At 71.7% G+C, this 18,233-nt stretch carries 16 protein-coding genes; 8 read left to right on the top strand and 8 right to left on the bottom strand.

What is annotated here, in order from left to right:
- Positions 1-209 precede the first annotated feature (209 nt).
- The 4 genes from mmsA to ACK4LS_RS05175 all read left to right on the top strand — a co-directional run bounded on the left by mmsA (position 210) and on the right by ACK4LS_RS05175 (position 5,210).
- A complete protein-coding gene (gene mmsA / locus ACK4LS_RS05190) occupies positions 210-1,739 on the top strand; it encodes a multiple monosaccharide ABC transporter ATP-binding protein (RefSeq protein ID WP_409714179.1) in 1,530 nt (509 codons plus the stop codon).
- Between the two features lie 5 nt (positions 1,740-1,744).
- Entirely contained in the window at positions 1,745-2,965 is a 1,221-nt protein-coding gene (gene mmsB / locus ACK4LS_RS05185; RefSeq protein ID WP_409714176.1) for a multiple monosaccharide ABC transporter permease, read from the top strand.
- A gap of 111 nt (positions 2,966-3,076) precedes the next feature.
- The gene (locus ACK4LS_RS05180; RefSeq protein ID WP_409714173.1) at positions 3,077-4,276 is read left to right on the top strand and encodes an ROK family protein; all 1,200 of its coding nucleotides are present in this window, start codon (positions 3,077-3,079) and stop codon (positions 4,274-4,276) included.
- A gap of 100 nt (positions 4,277-4,376) precedes the next feature.
- The gene (locus ACK4LS_RS05175) at positions 4,377-5,210 is read left to right on the top strand and encodes a lytic transglycosylase domain-containing protein (RefSeq protein ID WP_409714170.1); all 834 of its coding nucleotides are present in this window, start codon (positions 4,377-4,379) and stop codon (positions 5,208-5,210) included.
- Between the two features lie 25 nt (positions 5,211-5,235).
- Here the strand turns inward: ACK4LS_RS05175 and ACK4LS_RS05170 are convergent, their stop codons facing one another.
- Entirely contained in the window at positions 5,236-6,339 is a 1,104-nt protein-coding gene (locus ACK4LS_RS05170; protein ID WP_409714167.1) for a glycosyltransferase family 4 protein, read from the bottom strand.
- A gap of 261 nt (positions 6,340-6,600) precedes the next feature.
- Between ACK4LS_RS05170 and ACK4LS_RS05165 the strand changes: the two genes are divergently transcribed.
- Together ACK4LS_RS05165 and ACK4LS_RS05160 are read left to right on the top strand one after the other, a co-directional pair.
- Positions 6,601-7,833: a glycosyltransferase gene (locus ACK4LS_RS05165; protein WP_409714164.1), complete on the top strand. Its 1,233-nt coding sequence runs from the start codon at positions 6,601-6,603 to the stop codon at positions 7,831-7,833.
- Positions 7,834-7,844: 11 nt separating this feature from the next.
- Entirely contained in the window at positions 7,845-8,840 is a 996-nt protein-coding gene (locus ACK4LS_RS05160; RefSeq protein ID WP_409714161.1) for a glycosyltransferase family 2 protein, read from the top strand.
- A gap of 31 nt (positions 8,841-8,871) precedes the next feature.
- Here ACK4LS_RS05160 and ACK4LS_RS05155 read toward each other — a convergent pair whose 3' ends face one another.
- On the bottom strand, positions 8,872-10,281 hold the full coding sequence (locus tag ACK4LS_RS05155; RefSeq protein WP_409714158.1) for an O-antigen ligase family protein: 1,410 nt from the start codon (positions 10,279-10,281) through the stop codon (positions 8,872-8,874).
- A 192-nt stretch (positions 10,282-10,473) separates the two neighbouring features.
- Here ACK4LS_RS05155 and ACK4LS_RS05150 point away from each other — a divergent pair, with 192 nt between their 5' ends.
- Positions 10,474-11,967 carry an oligosaccharide flippase family protein gene (locus tag ACK4LS_RS05150; RefSeq protein ID WP_409714155.1) on the top strand — a complete coding sequence of 498 codons (1,494 nt, stop codon included), beginning with the start codon at positions 10,474-10,476 and terminating at the stop codon, positions 11,965-11,967.
- Here the strand turns inward: ACK4LS_RS05150 and ACK4LS_RS05145 are convergent.
- From ACK4LS_RS05145 to purS, 6 genes are all read right to left on the bottom strand, one after another.
- On the bottom strand, positions 11,954-12,883 hold the full coding sequence (locus ACK4LS_RS05145; protein ID WP_409714152.1) for a 2-hydroxyacid dehydrogenase: 930 nt from the start codon (positions 12,881-12,883) through the stop codon (positions 11,954-11,956). The two genes, ACK4LS_RS05150 and ACK4LS_RS05145, sit on opposite strands and share 14 nt — an antisense overlap.
- Positions 12,880-14,352 carry an FAD-dependent oxidoreductase gene (locus tag ACK4LS_RS05140; RefSeq protein WP_409714149.1) on the bottom strand — a complete coding sequence of 491 codons (1,473 nt, stop codon included), beginning with the start codon at positions 14,350-14,352 and terminating at the stop codon, positions 12,880-12,882. The genes ACK4LS_RS05145 and ACK4LS_RS05140 overlap by 4 nt, the downstream gene beginning before the upstream one ends.
- A gap of 2 nt (positions 14,353-14,354) precedes the next feature.
- On the bottom strand, positions 14,355-14,849 hold the full coding sequence (locus tag ACK4LS_RS05135; protein WP_409714146.1) for an ureidoglycolate lyase: 495 nt from the start codon (positions 14,847-14,849) through the stop codon (positions 14,355-14,357).
- Between the two features lie 101 nt (positions 14,850-14,950).
- Entirely contained in the window at positions 14,951-15,664 is a 714-nt protein-coding gene (locus ACK4LS_RS05130) for a GntR family transcriptional regulator (protein WP_409714143.1), read from the bottom strand.
- A gap of 13 nt (positions 15,665-15,677) precedes the next feature.
- A complete protein-coding gene (purQ, locus tag ACK4LS_RS05125; RefSeq protein WP_409714140.1) occupies positions 15,678-16,385 on the bottom strand; it encodes a phosphoribosylformylglycinamidine synthase subunit PurQ in 708 nt (235 codons plus the stop codon).
- Positions 16,382-16,630: a phosphoribosylformylglycinamidine synthase subunit PurS gene (gene purS / locus ACK4LS_RS05120; RefSeq protein WP_409714138.1), complete on the bottom strand. Its 249-nt coding sequence runs from the start codon at positions 16,628-16,630 to the stop codon at positions 16,382-16,384. Before purS ends, purQ begins: the two co-directional genes overlap by 4 nt.
- A gap of 313 nt (positions 16,631-16,943) precedes the next feature.
- On the opposite strand from purS, the gene ACK4LS_RS05115 reads away from it, so the two are divergent.
- The gene (locus tag ACK4LS_RS05115) at positions 16,944-18,221 is read left to right on the top strand and encodes an extracellular solute-binding protein (RefSeq protein WP_409714135.1); all 1,278 of its coding nucleotides are present in this window, start codon (positions 16,944-16,946) and stop codon (positions 18,219-18,221) included.
- The last annotated feature ends 12 nt before the right edge of the window (positions 18,222-18,233 follow it).

The following is an 18,233-nucleotide window of genomic DNA, read 5'->3' as shown; positions in this document are numbered from 1 at the left end:
TGCGTCCCGCGCGGGGGGGGGGGCGCGCCCCCCGGGGGGGGGGGGCGGCCCCCCCCCCCGGCCCCCCCGGGGGGGGGGGGCGCCCCCCCCCCCCCGCCGCTCGACCCACGCCCGGCGGGCGAGGGAGACCGTCGCGTCCGCGACGGAGCGGATCCCCGCCTCCGGGCGGGGATCGCTGACCGTCGCCTCGGGCGACGAAGGGAGACACCATGACCGAACCGATCCTGCGCATGGCGGGGATCTCGAAGTCGTTCAACGGCGTGCCGGCTCTGGCCGACGTGTCGATCGATGTGCACCGGGGCGAAGTCCACGCCGTCTGCGGTGAGAACGGGGCCGGCAAGTCGACGCTGATGAAGGTGCTCAGCGGCGTCTACCCGGCGGGGAGCTTCGAGGGCACCATCACCCTCGAGGGCGAACAGATGGCGTTCCGTTCCATCAACGACAGCGAGGCCGCCGGCATCGTCATCATCCACCAGGAACTCGCGCTCAGCCCCTACCTCTCGATCGCCGAGAACATCTTCCTCGGCAACGAGAAGTCGCGTCGCGGCGTCATCGACTGGAACGCGACGAACACCGCCGCCGCCGACCTTCTCAAGCGCGTGGGTCTGCGCGAGAACCCCGCCACGAAGATCTACGAGCTCGGGGTCGGCAAGCAGCAGCTCGTCGAGATCGCGAAGGCGCTCGCCAAGGAGGTCAAGCTCCTCATCCTCGACGAGCCCACGGCCGCCCTCAACGACGACGACTCCGCGCACCTTCTCGACCTGATCGACCAGCTGCGCACGCAGGGCATCACCTGCATCATCATCAGCCACAAGCTCAAAGAGGTGCTCCGCATCTCCGACCGCATCACGATCATCCGCGACGGCCGCACGATCGAGACCATGCGCCGGGACGACCCCGAGACCGACGAGGGCCGGATCATCCGCGCCATGGTCGGTCGCGATCTGAACAGCCTCTTCCCGCCGCGCGAGCCCGACATCGGCGAGGAGCTGTTCCGCGTCGAGAACTGGACCGTGCACCACCCCGTCGACACCGAGCGCGTCGTCATCCAGGACGCCTCGTTCATGGTGCGTGCCGGCGAGATCGTCGGCTTCGCCGGCCTCATGGGCGCCGGCCGCACGGAGCTGGCGATGAGCATCTTCGGTCGCATGTACGGCACCGGCATCTCGGGAGAGGTGTACAAGAACGGTCAGCAGATCGACGTGCGCACGGTCGACGCGGCCATCAAGCACGGCATCGCGTACGCCACCGAGGACCGCAAGAAGTACGGGCTCAACCTCATCGGCGACATCCAGGTCAACGTCTCGGCATCCGCTCTGTCGCGCCTGGCGCGTCTGGGCGTCGTCGACCGCTACCGCGAGTACAAGGTCGCCGATTCGTACCGCTACAAAATGAACATCAAGGCCCCCAGCGTCGCCGCGATCACGGGGCGCCTCTCCGGCGGCAACCAGCAGAAGGTCGTGCTGTCGAAGTGGATGTTCACCGGCCCCGACGTGCTGATCCTCGACGAGCCCACCCGCGGCATCGACGTCGGGGCGAAGTACGAGATCTACGGGATCATCAACGAACTCGCGGCCCAGGGCAAGGCCGTCATCGTCATCTCGTCGGAGCTGCCCGAGGTCATCGGCCTCTCCGACCGCATCTACACCATCTCCGAGGGGCGCATCACGGCCGAGGTCAGCCGTGACGACGCCACCCAGGAGACCCTCATGCGGCACATGACCGCCGGAAGGAACTGACACACATGGCCACCGCATCCACCCAGACGGTCGACGCGCCCACGCAGCCGGGGCCGCGGCGTCGCGGCCTGCTCGCGCGCATCAACTTCCGTCAGTTCGGCATCCTCGCCGCCCTCGTCATCATCATCGTGCTGTTCCAGGTGCTCACGGGCGGGCGCCTGCTCATGCCGGGCAACGTCAACAACCTCATCCAGCAGAACGCCTACGTGCTGATCCTCGCGATCGGCATGGTGATGGTCATCATCGCCGGCCACATCGACCTGTCGGTCGGCTCGGTCGTGGCCATGGTCGGCGCGATCGCCGCGATCGCCATGAACCAATGGGGCCTGCCCTGGTACGTCGCCGTGGTCCTCTCGCTCGTCGTCGGCGCCGTGGTCGGCGCGTGGCAGGGCTTCTGGGTCGCCTTTGTCGGCATACCCGCGTTCATCGTCACCCTCGCCGGCATGCTGCTCTTCCGCGGCCTCACCCTCGTGCTCCTCACCGGCGGCACGATCAGCGGCCTGCCCGACGGCTTCACCGCGATCGGCGCCGGGTGGTTGCCGCCGTTCCTCGGCTACCTCGGAAACTGGGACGCCCTCACCCTCGTGCTCGGCGCGATCGCGTGCGTCCTGCTGATCGTCCAGCAGCTGCGCACGCGCGCGACGCTGCGCCGCCTCGAGCTCCCCCGCGAGCTCGCCTGGTCGTTCTGGCTCAAGAACGCCATCGCGGTCGTCGCGGTCATGGCGGTGGCGTTCACGATCGCCGCCTACAACGGCACCCCGATCGTTCTGATCATCCTCGCCGTGCTCGTGCTGGCGTACACGTTCGTGCTCAACCGCACGACCTTCGGTCGCCACATCTACGCGATGGGCGGCAACCTGTTCGCCGCCGTGATGAGCGGTGTGAAGACGAAGTGGGTCAACTTCTTCATCTTCGTCAACATGGGCGTGCTCGCGGGCCTGGCCGCGGTGGTCAGCACCGCGCGCGCCGGTGGAGCCGTGGCATCCGCCGGTCAGAACTACGAACTGGACGCCATCGCCGCGGTGTTCATCGGCGGCGCGGCCGTGCAGGGCGGCATCGGCACCGTCGTGGGTGCGGTCGTCGGCGGCCTGGTGATGGGCGTGCTGAACATGGGGCTGTCGATCCTGAGCGTTGACGCGGCCTGGCAGATGGCGATCAAGGGCATCGTGCTGTTGCTGGCCGTCGCGTTCGACATCTTCAACAAGCGCCGCAACGGCGGTGTCTGAGCGGATGGGGAGCGCGGCCTCACGGCCCGCTCCCCATCTGCTCCGGCAGCTTTTCTCCCCTGCTCGCCGCGATGCGATGATGGGGGAGGTGTCTCCCTCATGACTCCTGCCGTGTTCGAGCCCGCAACCCCGCTCGCGCCGCCGGCTGGCCGTACGACGAACGACCTGATCCGTCAGCAGAACCTCGCGTCCGTCCTGTCGCTGCTCCATTCCCGGGGAGCGCTCTCACGCGCCCAGCTCGGCGCGACGACGGGTCTGAACCGCTCCACAGTGACCGGCCTCATCATGGAGCTCACCGAGCTCGGCCTCGTACGCGAGGCGCCGAGCGGGGAGCGCACGGGCAAGGTCGGCCGCCCCACCCTCGATCTCGAACCCGAGGACCACGTCGCCGCCCTGAGCGTGCGTGCCGAGCCGCACGCGGTCACCGTCGCCCTGGTCGGCCTCGGCGGCGTCGTGCACGCCCGGCTGCGCCACGACACCGCCAGCGCCCCCTCGCCGCGGCGCTTCGTGCAGATCGTCGCCTCCTCGGTCGAGGCGATGCGCGCCGACATCGACCGCCACTACCGCGTCGTCGGGGCGGGACTGGCCGTTCCCGGTCTCGTCAACGCGAACGGATCGGTGCTCGTCTCGCCGACGCTGGGGTGGCGCCGCGACCCCGTGTCGGCACGCCTGAGCGACGAGCTCGGGATGCCGGTGACCGCCGGCAACGACGCGAGCATCGGTGCCCTCGCGGAATCCCGCTTCGGCGTGGGGGCGGGCGTCGGCAACCTGCTCTACCTCGGCGGGGCCATGCACAGCATCGGCGGCGGGCTCATCATCGACGGGACGCTGCTGCGCGGCACGTCGGGCTACGCCGGCGAACTCGGCCACACGGTCGTCGACCCGCGCGGGCGCGCGTGCGTGTGCGGGCGACGCGGCTGCCTCGAGGCCGAGGTGAGCCTCGATCTGCTCGAACCGCTGCTGGGTCGCCGCAAGCTCGACGAGGACGAACTCGACGTCGAGCTCGGCGTGGCCCGCAACCCCCGCGTGATGACCGAGGTGACCCGCCAGGTCGAGATGCTCTCGCTCGCCCTCACCAATTTCGTCAACGCCTTCGCCCCCGAGACGGTGGTGCTCTCGGGCTACCTGGGCGCCCTGCTGTCGGTGAGTCGCGAACGCCTCGCCGACGCCGTGCGCGTGCACCCGCTCGGCGCCGAGGGGCGCACGATCCGTCTCGAGCGCGCGCACCTGCGCTCACGTCTCATGCTCATCGGGCCGGCCGAGCTGGCCTTCGCCGACCTGCTGTCGAACCCCGCGGGTTTCCGCGGCTGACCGCCCGGCATCCGTCGTATCCCGCGCGTTCACGCGCCCGATCGCGCACGCCCCTAGTGTTCCGCGTGCGCTCCTCCCGACGAGCGCCCGGGAGGTGTCCGTGGACCTCGACGAGGCTGCGCGCCGGCCGATCTGGCCGTGGATGGCGGCGATGGTCATCGCCGTCGTCACCGTCGTCGTCGGCGGCGTGTTGGTCGTGCAGGCGCAGGCGCTGGCCGGTGACGCCGAGCGACGTGCGGCGGCGCCGTGGGCGGGCGCGTCGACGGGAGCGGCATCCGGTGCCGATTTGACGGTGGCCGCGCAGACGGCGCCCGCCGAGACGGCCCCGTCGGCACAGCCCGCTGCGCCCGCGCCGACCGAGCCCGCGGTGACCGTCGCCGCCGACCCGACCTGGACCGCGGCGACCGCGGCCCGCGTCGGCATCCCCGCGCGCGCCCTGCAGGCCTACGCCTCGGCCGCCCTCACCATGGCGGCGCAGCAGCCCGAGTGCGGCCTGGGGTGGAACACGCTCGCCGGTCTCGGCGAGATCGAGTCCGCGCACGGCACGCACGCCGGCGGTGTCCTGCGCGCCGACGGCCACCCCGACCCGCCCATCCGCGGCATCGCCCTCGACGGCACCGCGAGCGCGGCGATCGCCGACACCGACGGCGGTCGCCTCGACGGGGATGCCGCGTGGGATCGCGCCGTGGGGCCTCTGCAGTTCATCCCCTCGACGTGGCAGCGGTGGGGAGCCGACGCGAACGGCGACGGCGTGGCCGACCCGAACCAGATCGACGACGCCGCCCTCGCCGCGGGCCGTACCCTCTGCGCCGCGGGCGAGATGACCAGCCCCACCGGGTGGCGGCGCGCGGTGTTCTCGTACAACCACCTCGACAGCTACGTCGACGACGTCGCAGCCGTCGCGAACGCCTACGCGCGGCGGGCGGCCGGGTGAGACCGAGGTCGGGCGCCGTGCGGGCTCACGGCGCGAGCGCGTCGCGGTAGGCGTCGAGGGTGCGCTCGGCCATCTCCTCCCACGAGTAAAGACGGGCACGGGCGTGTCCGCGCTCGCGCAGCGCGGCCGCCAGCTCGTCATCGGTCAGCACGCGCTCGATCACCTCGCGCATCTCCTGCGTCCGGGCCGGGTCGAAGTACACGGCGGCGTCGCCGTAGACCTCGGGGAGGCAGGTGCTGTTGCTGCTGACCACGGCGCAGCCGTGCCGCATCGCCTCGAGCCCCGGCAGGCCGAAGCCCTCGAAGAACGAGGGGAAGGCGAAGACCGCCGCGTTCTCGTACAGCCACCGCAGTCCGGCGTCGTCGACGAACCCGGTGAAGTGAACGGCCTCGCGCTGACGGTCGTCGAGGGCGGCGATGAGCCGGGCGCCGTCGTCGTCGATCGCACCGGCCACCACCAGGCCCACGGTGCGTCCGGCCGCACGCAGGTCGGCCACGGCGCGGATGAGTCGCCGCAGGTTCTTGTAGGGCTCCTGGCGGCCGACGAACAGCACGAACCGCGGGAACGGTTGGGCGACCTCGGCCGCCGGGTGCGGCAGGAGGTCGGCCGCGGGGGAGGTGAGGCGCAGGCTCTGCGGCCGCACCCGCGTGTAGGCGATCAGGTCGCGCCCGCCGTGCGCACTGATGACGAGGTTGACGCGCGATCGGTGGGCGGCCACCACGAAGGCCCCCGCCCCGATCACCCGCTTCACCGCCGATGTCGCCCAGTGCTTCTTGCGATTGCGCACCTTCAGCAGCGTGAGGTCGAGGAAGGTCGTGACCCGACGGGCGCCCAGGAAGAGCGGTTGCTGCGGCATCGCGAAGTGCACGAGGTCGGGTCGGAGAGCCCGCAGCTCGCGCCCGAAGGTCGTCTGCTCCCGCCAGGAGAAGTAGGGGGTGTCGGTCGGGGCCGCGCGGAAGAGGGGATTGGTCGGCGTCCAGTCGTCGAGGCGGTCCCGGGGCAGGACGACGGTGTAGCGGTGCTCGGTGTCGATCCGTTCGAGATGCGCGATGAGGTTGCGGGTGTAGCGGCCCGTGGACGTGAACATCGATCGGGCGTCGATGACGATGTGGGGCGGGGATGCGACCAAGGGTGTTTCCTCTTCTCGGGCGGGGCTCCCGCGATTATGGCCGTCGTCGCGCTGCGCTGCCGGGCCGTTCGATGCCGATCGCCGTGGGCCCCGTCAGGTGAGCTTCCGGGTGAACTTCAACGCGTCGCGCGCCCGTCGGCGTGACACCCGCCTGGGCCCGACGAGGCGGTTGATACGTTCGCTCGGGTCGCACGCCCGTCCGCGCCCCACCCGCCCGGGTGTTCGAGCCCGCCCGCCGGAAGCGTGCGCGGAGGAGGACCCATGCGGATCGTCAGTCTCGTGGCGCACGTGCCCTACCCCGGCATCCCCCATGCGGGTGGGCAGTACGTGCTCGCCCATATCCGCGCGCTGCGTGCCGTCGGCCACGAGGTGACCATCGTCGCCCCGGACTGGCGGGGGAACGCGGAGAATGCGCGGCGGCTGCGGGACGTCTCCGACGTCGACGTCGTGGTCTGCGCTCCCCGATGGACCGGCCGCGTGGCCGAGTGGTTCGACACCCAGCAGATCCGCCTCTTCCCCGTGCGCCCGCCGCACCGGTACCGCCGCGCCGTCCAGAGGGACGCCGCGGCGCGGCGGGCCGTCTCCCGCGCCGACCTGGTCGAGGCGCAGTGGACGGAGCTGGGGTGGATCGCCCTCGCGCTGCGCCGGATCGCCCCGCGGGCCCGGCTCGTCGTGGTGGTGCACGACGTCATCGCCCAGACCTATGAGCGCATCTTCGCCACGACCCGCCCGCGCTCCGCCGCCCGGGGGCTCGGACGGTGGCGCACCCGCAGCGTGGCGCGCGACGAGGGCCGCGTCTACCGGGACGTCGACACGGTGATCGTCTTCAGCGAGAAGGATGCCGGCTACGCGCGGCGCCTCCGCGGAGCGGATGCGGGCGTCACCGTCCTGCGTCCCCCCTTCCCCGGGGGAGACGCCACGGACGACGGGGCGCGTTCCGTCGCGGGTGCAGGAGCGACCGTGCTCTTCGTCGGAGCGTTCTTCCGCGCGGTCAACGCCGAAGCCGCGGAGTGGCTCATCGACGAGATCATCCCGCGCGTGCGCACCGCGCACCCGGGTGCGCGATTCGTGCTCGCCGGGGCCGGGCCCACCGCGCGGATGCAGGCCGCTGCTGCGGCCGATCCTCTTCTGGAGGTCACGGGCGAGATGGCATCCCTCGATCCCGCCTACGACGAGGCCACGGCCGTCGTGGTCCCCCTGCGGATGGGTGCTGGGCTGAAGTTCAAGACGGTCGAGGCCCTGACGCGCGGCATCCCCGTCGTCTCGACCACCGTCGGGGCGGAAGGGCTCGCCGGCGAAGGGGCCGGCGGTGGCCTGGTCGTCGCCGATGAGGCCGGCACGATCGCCGCCGCCCTGGCCCGGGTCCTCGACGACCCGCCCCGCGCCTGGAGCGAGGCGGAGGCGACGCGTCGATGGGCGCGGTCGGTGTTCTCGGCGGCGACCTTTCCGCACCGTCTCGAACGGGCGCTCCTCGGACGGGAGAGCACGCGATGAGGCACGCGGTCGTGATCCCGAACTGGAACGGTCGCGAAGAGCTGGCCGCGTGCCTCGACTCCGTCCTGGCCCAGACGGTGCCCGTCGAGATCGTCGTGGTCGAGAACGGCTCGACCGACGGGTCGGTCGACATGGTGCGCTCCTCGTATCCGTCCGTCACGCTGCTGGTGCAGCCCGTGAACCTCGGTTTCGCGGGCGGGGTGAACGTCGGCATCCGCTACGCGCTGCACCGCGGGCGCGAGTTCGTCGTCCTGCTGAACAACGACGCGATCGTCGAGCCGACGTGGGTCGAGGAATTGACGGCGGTGGCGTCGGGAGATGCGTGCATCGGCATGGTCGCGAGCCGGTTCGTCACGATCGACGGCCGCCGCCTCGACAGCACCGGCGAGTGCTACTCGACCTGGGGCCTCCCCTTTCCGCGGGGACGCGGGGAGGAGCGGCTCGACGCCTACGACGACGCCGTCGTGATCTTCGGCGCGAGCGGGGGATCGACGCTGTACCGATCGGCCATGCTGCGCGACGTCGGCCTGTTCGACGAGGACTTCTTCGCCTACTTCGAAGACGTCGACCTCAGCTGGCGCGCCCAGTTGCGCGGCTGGAAGGTGCGCCTGGCCCCCCGGGCGATCGCGTACCACCGGATCGGCGCGACGAGCGGCCGGATCCCCGGGTTCACCACCCACCAGACCCTGAAGAACCTCGGGTGGGTGATGGTCAAGAACGTCCCCGCCCGGTTCCTGCCGATCGTCGCGCCACGGCTGCTGCTCGCCTCGAGCCTCACCTTCGCGCGTGCGGTGCTGCGCGGTCAGGGGGCGACGGCGGTGCGGGCGGTCGCGATCGCCCTCGTGAAGACGCCGAGGAAGCTCCGCGAGCGCCGGGCGATCCAGAGGGGGCGGCGGATCTCGGATGCGACGGTGCGGTCGCTGTTGACCTGGGACCTGCCCCCGGGCTCGACCAACCTGCGGCGCCTGCGCGGCGTCGCGAACCGCCTCGGGCTGCGCCGACGCTGACCGTCGCGCGCGACGGCTTGACGTCGGTCGGTCAGCGCAGCGGCGCCGACGCCCGGCGCGAAGCGCTCGAATCATCCGGCCGGTCACCCGCCGGTTGGCGGTTCCCACCCGGGTGCGTCCTGGTGACCGGCGGGCGGTCCGGGCTCCCCCGCCGCTCACTCGCCATGGGCCGGCTCTGCGTCGCGATGACGAAGAGCGGCACCGCCATGGCGGCGAACAGGGTGTCGGGCGCCTCGAGGCGCCACGCGGTCTCGGTGATCGAAACGGCGACGAGTACGCACAGGAACGCCATCGCGGCGACCCGTTCGCGCTCGATGGGGAGCCGCGAGGCGATGCGCGCGGTGTGGGCCACGACCAGCCCGAGGAGGGCGACGAGCACGAGGCCGCCGGTCACCGCGTAGGTCACGAAGACGTTGTGACCGTGGCTCGCGGCGCTCGACAGCGCCGACTTCAGCATCGGGTAGTTGTCGGAGAACCACGCGTGGCCGAGGCCGAAGAGCCACTCCTGCCCGTTGAGCCGGCCGAGGAGGAACTGCCAGATCGCGCCGCGCTCCGTGAACGCCTCGGCGTCGGTCGTCGTCAGGGGCAGAGCGACCACGGCGACCGTCAGCCCGACGAGCGCGACGAGCAGGACCCGGTGGAGCGTGCGCCGCACGAACGGGCGCAGGAGCATCACCGCGAGCCAGACGCCTGCTCCGAACAGCGCGGTGCGCGAGGACGTCCACAGGATGGCCGTCAACAACACGGCGGCGCACGCCCCGCGGAGGTACCACCGCTGGAACAGCGAGGTGAGGGGGAGCGCCAGCGCGAAGAAGAGTCCCGCGCCGTTCGGGTGGCTGAAGAATCCTGCGAGCAGGGGGAGGCCGGTGACCGTCTTGTCGGTCGCCTCGTCGAAGCTCTGGGGCATGTACATCAGCGCGGGAGCGCTCGTGGTCAGGGCCATGGACACGGTCGCGAGGATGGCCGCGGCGAGGGCGTACAGCCGCAGATCGCCCACGCGGGTCTGCACCGCCCAGAGTGTCACCGCGACGCCGATCGGCAGCAGCACCTGCTCGGTGACGGCGTTGCCGCGAGCGAACTCGCTGAACGCGATCCACGCGGACGGCGTGATGGCGAGCAGGAGCGGGGCGATGTCGTTGCGCACGTGGACGACGCGGAACACGATGACGAGCACGGCGATCACCGCCGGGACCAGGAACGCGATGTGCCCCGCGTCGATCACGGCCTGCGTGTAGACGGTCTGCAGTCCCTCGGCCGCCTGCTTGCGGGTCATGGTCAGCGTCTGCGCGATCGAGCCCCCGATCGACACGACCCACAGCAGCAGCAGCACCCCGTACGACACGGCCCGTGCACCGGGGGTGCGGTCGTCGAGGGACCGCCGGAAGGCGGAGCGCAGGGCCGGGGTGGGCGCCGGGGCGGCGACGACGGCGGGGGAGCTCATCCGCTCAGGCTAGGACGGTGGATGCCGGTGCCTTCCGCGCCCCGGACGGGGGAGCGTCGACGTGCACGGGGGTGAATTCGCGTCCCCCGCGCGGGCAGGGAGCGGGCGCCCGGGGCTGAACGCGCCGCCGCGAAAACTATCCTTCTCGACGCACGTGCGGCGACCGCGTGTGCGACGAGGGAGGGCGCCGACGTGAAGTCCGCAGGTTCGGTGGGGGCCCGTGCGCGAGGGGCGGGGGTCCTGCTCTCGACGCAGTGGCTGCGCTATGCGCTCCAGATCGCGAACATCGTGATCCTCGCGCGTCTCATCGGCCCGGGCGACTTCGGCGTCGTGAGCCTGGGCCTGGCGATCGTCGGCATCGCCTCCGTCATCGGCGACTTCGGGCTCAGCCTGGCGGCGCTCCGGGAGGAGTCGCTCAGCGAGGCGCAGAAGAGCAACCTGTTCTGGATCAACGTCTCCCTCGGAACGGTGCTGGCCGTCGTCGTCGCCGCGAGCGCGGTGCCGCTCGCGAGGGCGTTCGGCGACGACCGACTCGTGTGGGTCGCGCTGCTCGCCGCCCCGGCCTCCCTCTTCCGCGCGACGGCGGCGCAGTTCCAGGTGGAGATCAATCGGCGGGAGCGGTTCCACCGCCTCGCCGCGTCCGAGCTCGCGGGCGACGGGACCGGGGTGGCCGTTGCGGTGCTGCTCGCGCTCGCCGGAAGCGGATACCTCGCCCTGGCCGTGCAGGGGAGTGTGGCCGCGATGGTGACGCTCGTCTGGGTCGCGGTCGCGTCGGGCTGGCGACCCGGCCGGCCGCGTCGGGCGCCGATGCGCCGACTCCTCACCTTCGGCGCGTCGACGTTCGCGACGTACGCCGCGTCGTACGCCGCCGGCAACGTCGACACCGTCGCGATGGGGGCGTGGTACTCCGCGACCGTGGTGGGCTACTACAGTCGCGCCTTCCAACTCGTGATGCTTCCGCTGCAGCAGATCGCCGCCCCGCTCACGCGCATCGTCCTCCCGCGGCTCGCCACGGTCGCGGGGGATCCGCTCGCCCTGAACGCGGCCCTGCTGCGCGCGCAGCGGCTGGTCAGCCACGCCCTGCTCGCGGTCACCGGGCTGCTGGTCGTGGGCGGCCCGGCCCTCATCGAGGTGGTGCTCGGTGCGGCGTGGCTTCCGGCCATGCAGTTCCTGCCGATCCTGGCCGCGGGCGCGGTGTTCCAGACGATCGCCTACGCCTACTACTGGGGCTTCGCCGCCCTCGGGCACTCCGGAACGCTCTTCGTCTCGGAGGCGGTGGGGCGCGTGCCGATGATCCTTCTCATCGTGGCGCTCGCCCCGCTCGCGCCCGCGGGTGTGGCGGTCGGGGTCGCGGTCGGCCAGGTGCTCATCTGGGCCTCGGGCACCTTCTTCTTCGCCCCGCGGGCGGGGCTCGACGTGCGCGCGCTTCTCGCGGGTGCGATCGTGCCGGTCGGCGTCAGCACGCTGGCGACGCTCTCGACGTGGGGACTCGACCTCGCCGTCCTCCAGGTGCTGCCCCCGCCGGGCCGACTCGCCGCGGTCACCGCCGTGTGGCTCGGGGTGTGGGCGGTCGCGATGGCGACGCTGGGGCGGCGCGATGCGCGCCTCCTCACGGAGACGGGCCGGATGCTCCTGCCGTCCCGTCGAGACCCGGATCCGGCGGAGGGTGGGCTCAGCCGCCGATGACGACGTTGACCGGCTCCTCGCCCGCCCGGAGGAGGTCGATCTGGCGGCGCACCAGGCGGGCGATCCGCGGGCGCATGGCATCCGTCGCCCCTCCGACGTGCGGGGCGATGAGCACGCCGTCGAGGCTCCACAGCGGGTGGTCCGCGGGCAGGGGCTCGGGGTCGGTGACGTCGAGCGCGGCGCGGATGCGACCGCGGCGCACGTGATCCACGAGGGCCTCGGTGTCGATGAGGGGACCGCGGCCCACGTTCACCACGAGGGCGCCGTCGGGCAGAGCCGACAGCGCGGCGTCGCCGATGACGTGTCGCGTCGCGTCGCCGCCGGGGAGGGAGGCGATGAGCACGTCGGTGTCGGCGAGCACCTCGTCGAGCTTGCCGAGCGGGAACACCTCGACGCCGTCCTGCAGGCGCCCGTGGGAGGCGACGGCCCGCAGCGACACCTCGAAGGGCTGCATCCGTGCCGCGATCGCCCGTCCCACCCCGCCGAAGCCGAGCAGCGTCACGCGGGCGTCGGCGAGCCCGGGGGCGCCGCCGCCGGTCCACTCGCCGCGGTCCTGCGCGCGCACGAAGTCGGGAAGGCGGCGCTGTGCGGCCAGCGTGAGGGCGACGGCCAGCTCGGAGGTCGCCGTCTCGTGCACGCTCGACGCGTTCGCGAAGCGGATCCCCTCGGGCAGACGCCCCTGCACGTTGTCGTAGCCGATCGACTGGCCCTGAACGAGGCCGACCTCGATCTCGGACAGTCGCTCGATCACGCCGTCCATCGACATGTAGGGAGGCACCACCATGTCGAAACGCTCGCGGGGCGCGGCATCCGTCATGTCCCACACGACCACCTCCACGTCGTCGGGAAGCTCACCGAGGTCGTCTCGGAGTTGCGCGGAGGGAACGGACACGAGGAGGGGGGTCGAGGTCGTCATCCGACCGACGCTACCTCCGGCTGCGGCGTCGGCACGGGGCGTTGCGGGCGACGGCCGATGTGCACACCGACCGGCACGTCGTAGGCCAGGTACTCGGCGAGCAGCGCGTCGGCGTCGCGCAGGAACAGGCGGCGCGACAGCGCGGCGGCGAGCTTGGTCGCCCCGCCCACGAGCCCGGGGATCTGATGGCTCAGCATGCCCTGACTGATGCGCGCGCCGTGGTTGAACATGTGGATCCGCGACAGTGCCGACGCCTCGGGCGCGGTGCGGCTGACCAGGCCGAAGTCGTCGTCGAGGTACGGGAAGGCGGCCAGGCCCGGGTTCTGCGCGGCGGCCTCGGGCGGGAGCCGGTCGCTCCACAGCGTGGCATCCGCGGCCACCCCGGCGAGTTCCGGTCGCCGCGCGAGGTCGGCCGCGATCCCGGTCGCCGCCAGGACGACGTCGTAGCGGTGCACGCCGTGCGGGGTCGTCACGACGATCTCGTCGCCCTCGCTCTCCACGCGCTCCCACGGCGACGAGGTGAGGAAGCGGAACGCGTCGAACGCGTGCGCACGCCACAGCGCGTTCTGCGTCGCCGGTTGGTCGACGGCCGAGAGGTGCACGTTGAACGCCCACTTCTGGGCGTCGGTGAACGAGCCGTAGTTCTCGATGAGCCCCGCGAACTCCATCCAGCGGTAGGGGCTGACCTGCGGCATCGCCGCCCGTCGCATGTGCACGTCGACGCTCGCGGCGCCGTGCTCCAGAGCCGTGGCGGCGTTGTCGAAGGCGCCCGTCCCCGCGCCCAGGATGCCGATGCGCAGCCCCGCGAGAGCGTCGAAGTCGATGTCGTCGTGCGTGTGGAGCACGCGCCCCGCGGGGAGCGCCCGCAGCGACGCCGGCACGTGGGCACCGCCCGCGCCCTCGATGCCGGTGGCCAGGACGACGTGTCGAGCGGGAAGGGTCCACGCGCCGTCGGGACCCTCGAGGTGCAGGGAGAGCGGGTCGTCGGCCCCGCCGGTGGTGAGGGAGCGCACGCGCGTGGAGGGCACCGCCGTGACGGCCGACACGTCGCGGTACCACTGCAGGAAGCCCTGCCACGCGGTGGTGGGGAAGTACTCGATCGCGTCCCAGGCTTCGCCGCCGAAGACGGCCTCGAACCACGCGCGAGGGCTCACCGCCGGAGTGCCCCACGTGGGCCATGCGATGTCTTTGGGCGTGCGCAGCGTGTGCATGCGCGCGTAGGTGGTCCACGGACCGGCGGCGTCGGCGGGCGCGGCGTCGACGACCACCACGTCGTCGATCCCGCGGCGACGCAGCCCGCGTGCGAGCACGAGGCCGGCCTGCCCCGCGCCCACGATGACGATCGGTCGCACCCCGTCGCGCGAGCGCACCCAGGAGCGGCCGTCGCCGGCGCTGAGCGCACTCTGGTGGGCGGCTTCGCGTTCGAGGGCGGCCAGACGCGCCGCGGCGTCGGGGAGAGGGGTGGGCACGCTCACTCCCCGTCGATCACGACGCGCACGCCGTGGGCGTCGTCGAGGCGGTGGTTGTGGTGGTCGGTGACGTTGGTGTCGTCGAGCTCGAGGTTGACGAAGTCCATGCTCGGCTCGGCGAAGAACGGCCCGGCGTGCCACGTCCCCTTGCGCATCGTGATCGCGGTGCGCGGAGGGATGCGGAAGGCCCGCAGATCGTCGGGCGTCGGCTCGTCGATACCGGGGGCCGCGACCGCGATGGTCCACTCGACATCGCCCACGGCCATGAGGGTCTGGGTGGTCTCGAGGTGACGGGTGACCCGCACGAACTCCGGGGCCTTGTCGTCGAGGTGCATCAGGTAGAAGCGGGGGATGCCGTTGGAGACGTCGAGGACGGCCTCCTCGGCGGTGAAGGGCGTGCCGTCCTCCATCGGGGTGAGTACGACGCCGTAGGGGTCGAACGCGGCGGGGGAGACCGTCGTGGAGGAGAGACGGTGGACGGTGAGGGTGTCGGACATGGCGGCTCGCTTTCGTCGGGTGACCCGATCATAGGCTTGTCCAACAAGCTGGGACCGGTCGTGTTCGACACGTTCACCGCGTGGTTACACCGCCGAAACGCTCACGCCCGCACCCGCCGGATGAGCGCGTTGCGCAGCCCCTCCGGAGCCGGCAGTTGCACCTCGCGCGACCAGTACCCGATCGCGTCGTCGGCCCCGTAGCCGCAGTAGGTCATCTCGATGACCGGCGTCGCGGGAGATGTGGACAGCGCGGCCGCGCGCTCGGCATCCAGGCCCACCGCCTCGATCCACATCGTCTCCCAGGCCACGCGCACGCCGTTGGCGGCCTCGGCGAGGGCGAACACCGGCCGGTGGGGGTCGAGGTCGGCCTCGCGCGTGACCGGCACGAGGTCTTCGGCCAGGGCGTAGGGCGCTCCGTCGACGCGCCACACCTTCACCGTGCGCAGCACGCTCGTGTCGTCGGGCAGGTCGTCGTAGCGGTGGATGCCGGGGACCAATCGGATGCGCTCGGACGACACCAGCTCGAGGCTCGGCTCGTACCCCGCCGACCGGATCGAGAGAGAGTGGTCGAACTGCTGGTCGATGCGGCGGCCCACGCCCGGCAGGCGGCGGTTCGGAGAGGTGCGCGCGCCCTGCGTGCGGTGCACGTAGCCGCGCTCCTCGAGGCGGATCAGCGCCTCGCGCACCGAGTTGCGACTGGCGCCCGTGAGTTCGGCCAGTCGCGGCTCGGAGGGGAGGGTCTCGGCATCCGCGCTCCAGAGGTGCAGGATGCGTTCGATCAGGGCATCCGGATCGGGCGCGCGGTCACCGGGCATGAACGGTGCGGCGTCAGGCGGCGGCGCCCACCACGGCGGCGATCGCCGAGGTGAAGAACCCCAGTCCGTCGACGCCCGAGCGCATGGCGGCGGGGGTGCCGGGGCCGAAGCCGGGCTCCACGGCGTGCTCGGGGTGCGGCATGAGGCCCACCACGTTGCCGCGCTCGTTGGTGAGGCCCGCAATGTCGTCGAGCGAGCCGTTCGGGTTCACGCCGAGGTAGCGGAAGGCCACCAGGCCTTCGCCGTTGACGCGGGCCAGGGTCTCGGCGTCGGCGATGTAGCCGCCGTCGGCGTTCTTGAGGGGGATGACGATCTCGTCGCCCTCGGCGAAGTCGCTGGTCCACGCGGTGGAGGCGTTCTCGACGCGAAGCCGCTGGTCTCGGCGGATGAACTGCTGGTGGGCGTTTCGGATGAGGCCGCCCGGCAGCAGGTGCGCCTCGACGAGCATCTGGAACCCGTTGCAGATGCCGAGCACGGGCATGCCCTTGGCTGCGGCGTCTTTGACCTCGGACATGATGGGCGCGAAGGCCGCGATGGCCCCGGCGCGCAGGTAGTCGCCGTAACTGAAGCCGCCCGGCAGCACGAGGGCGTCGACGCCCTGGAGGTCGTGGTCGCCGTGCCACAGGGCGACGGGCTCGCCGCCGGCGAGGCGGATGGCGCGCTGGGCGTCGCGGTCGTCGAGCGACCCGGGGAAGGTGATGACCCCGACGCGAGCGGTCACTCCACGACCTCGATGTTCACGACGTCTTCGATGACCGCGTTGGAGAGCATGTCGTCGGCGAGCTCGCGCGCCCGGGCGAGGGTGGCCTCGTCGACCTCGCCATCGACGGTGAGCTCGAAGCGCTTGCCGATGCGCACATCGGAGAAGCGGTGCTCGCCGAGCCGCGACAGGGCGCCGGCGACGGCCTTCCCCTGCGGGTCGAGAAGCTCGGCCTTGGGCATGACGTCGACGACGATGGTGGGCACTTCAGCTCCAGAAGTCGGGTGGCGTTGTGCGAGCCATTCTACGGGAGCGCCCGATTCGCCGCGGTCCAGAGCCCGGCCCCGCCCATAAACGCTTCCTGCGCGCAAAAACGCGCTCGCAGAGCGTTTATCGGCGCAGCGAGCGTTTATGGAGGGGGAGGGGTCGGGTGTCGGGCGCGTAACGAAATGGGAGCGCTCTCTTGACGCTTTGGGAGCGATCCCATACTGTCGACCTCGATCGGTTGAGAGCGCTCCCACGCACCGCGGCGGGGAGGCTACGCAGCGCCGGTCAGCACCCACCACAAAGGAGTGATCTGTGAATTCTCGTGCCCTGCGCCGGACTGCGCTCGTTGCCGCCGTCGCCTCCACCTCCGCCCTCGTGCTCGCCGGTTGCACCGGCGGCGGGGGCTCCGCCTCGGGCGGATCCGACGGCGAGGTCACCCTGACCGTCGCCACGTTCAACGACTTCGGCTACACCGACGAACTGCTCCAGGCCTACACGGACGAGCACCCGAACGTGAAGATCGTGCACAACCGTGCGGCGAAGTCCAACGACGCCCGTGCCAACTACTTCCAGAAGCTCGGCAAGTCCGGCCTCGCCGACATCGAGGCCATCGAGGTCGACTGGCTCCCCGAGGTCATGAAGTACTCCGACCTCCTGGCGCCGGTTCCCGACGACCTGAAGGGCCGCTGGTTGGACTGGAAGGAGAAGGCGGCGACCGACGGCGCCGGCAACCTCATCGGCTACGGCACCGACATCGGCCCCGAGGCCGTCTGCTACCGCGCCGACCTCTTCGAGGCGGCGGGCCTGCCCTCCGACCCGGCCGAGGTGGGCGCCGCCCTCGACGGCGACTGGTCGGACTTCTTCGCGATGGGCGACACCTACGTGGCCGCCACGGGCAAGCCGTTCTTCGACTCGGCGGGCAGCATCTACCAGGGCATGATCAACCAGGTCGAGGCCGCCTACGAAGACCCCGACTCGGGCGAGATCACGGCGACGACCAACCCCGACGTCAAGAAGGTCTACACGCAGACCCTCGACGCCAGCAAGACGCAGTCGGCGCACTTCGAGCAGTGGTCGACCGACTGGTACGCCGGAATGGCGAACGGCGCGTTCGCGACGCTGATGTGCCCGGGCTGGATGCTCACGCAGATCGAGGGCAACGCCCCCGAGGTGTCGGGCTGGAAGATCGCGGACGCCTTCCCCAACGGCGGCGGCAACTGGGGCGGGTCGTACCTGACCGTCCCCGCGAACGGCCCCCACGTGGCCGAGGCGCAGGCGCTCGCGGACTGGCTGAGCTCGCCCGAGCAGCAGGTGAAGTTCTTCCAGCAGGCCGGGACGTTCCCCAGCCAGGTCGACGCCCTCAAGGCGCCCGACCTGCTCTCGAGCACGAACGCGTACTTCGGTGACGCCCCCATCGGCGAGATCTTCACCAAGCGCGCCGAGGCCGTCAGCGTCACCCCGTTCAAGGGCGAGTACTACTTCCAGGTCAACGACGCGATGCAGAAGGCGCTCACCCGCGTCGAGAGCAACGCGCAGGACGCCCAGGCCTCGTGGGACCAGTGGGTCTCGCAGGTGGACGCCATCGGCTGATCTCGGTCGCCG

It is taken from the genome of Microbacterium sp., from assembly GCF_046295495.1.
In the GTDB taxonomy this organism is placed as follows: Bacteria; Actinomycetota; Actinomycetes; order Actinomycetales; family Microbacteriaceae; genus Microbacterium.
Note: the sequence above shows the minus strand (reverse complement) of the source record. Positions and strands in the feature narration are given on the sequence as shown.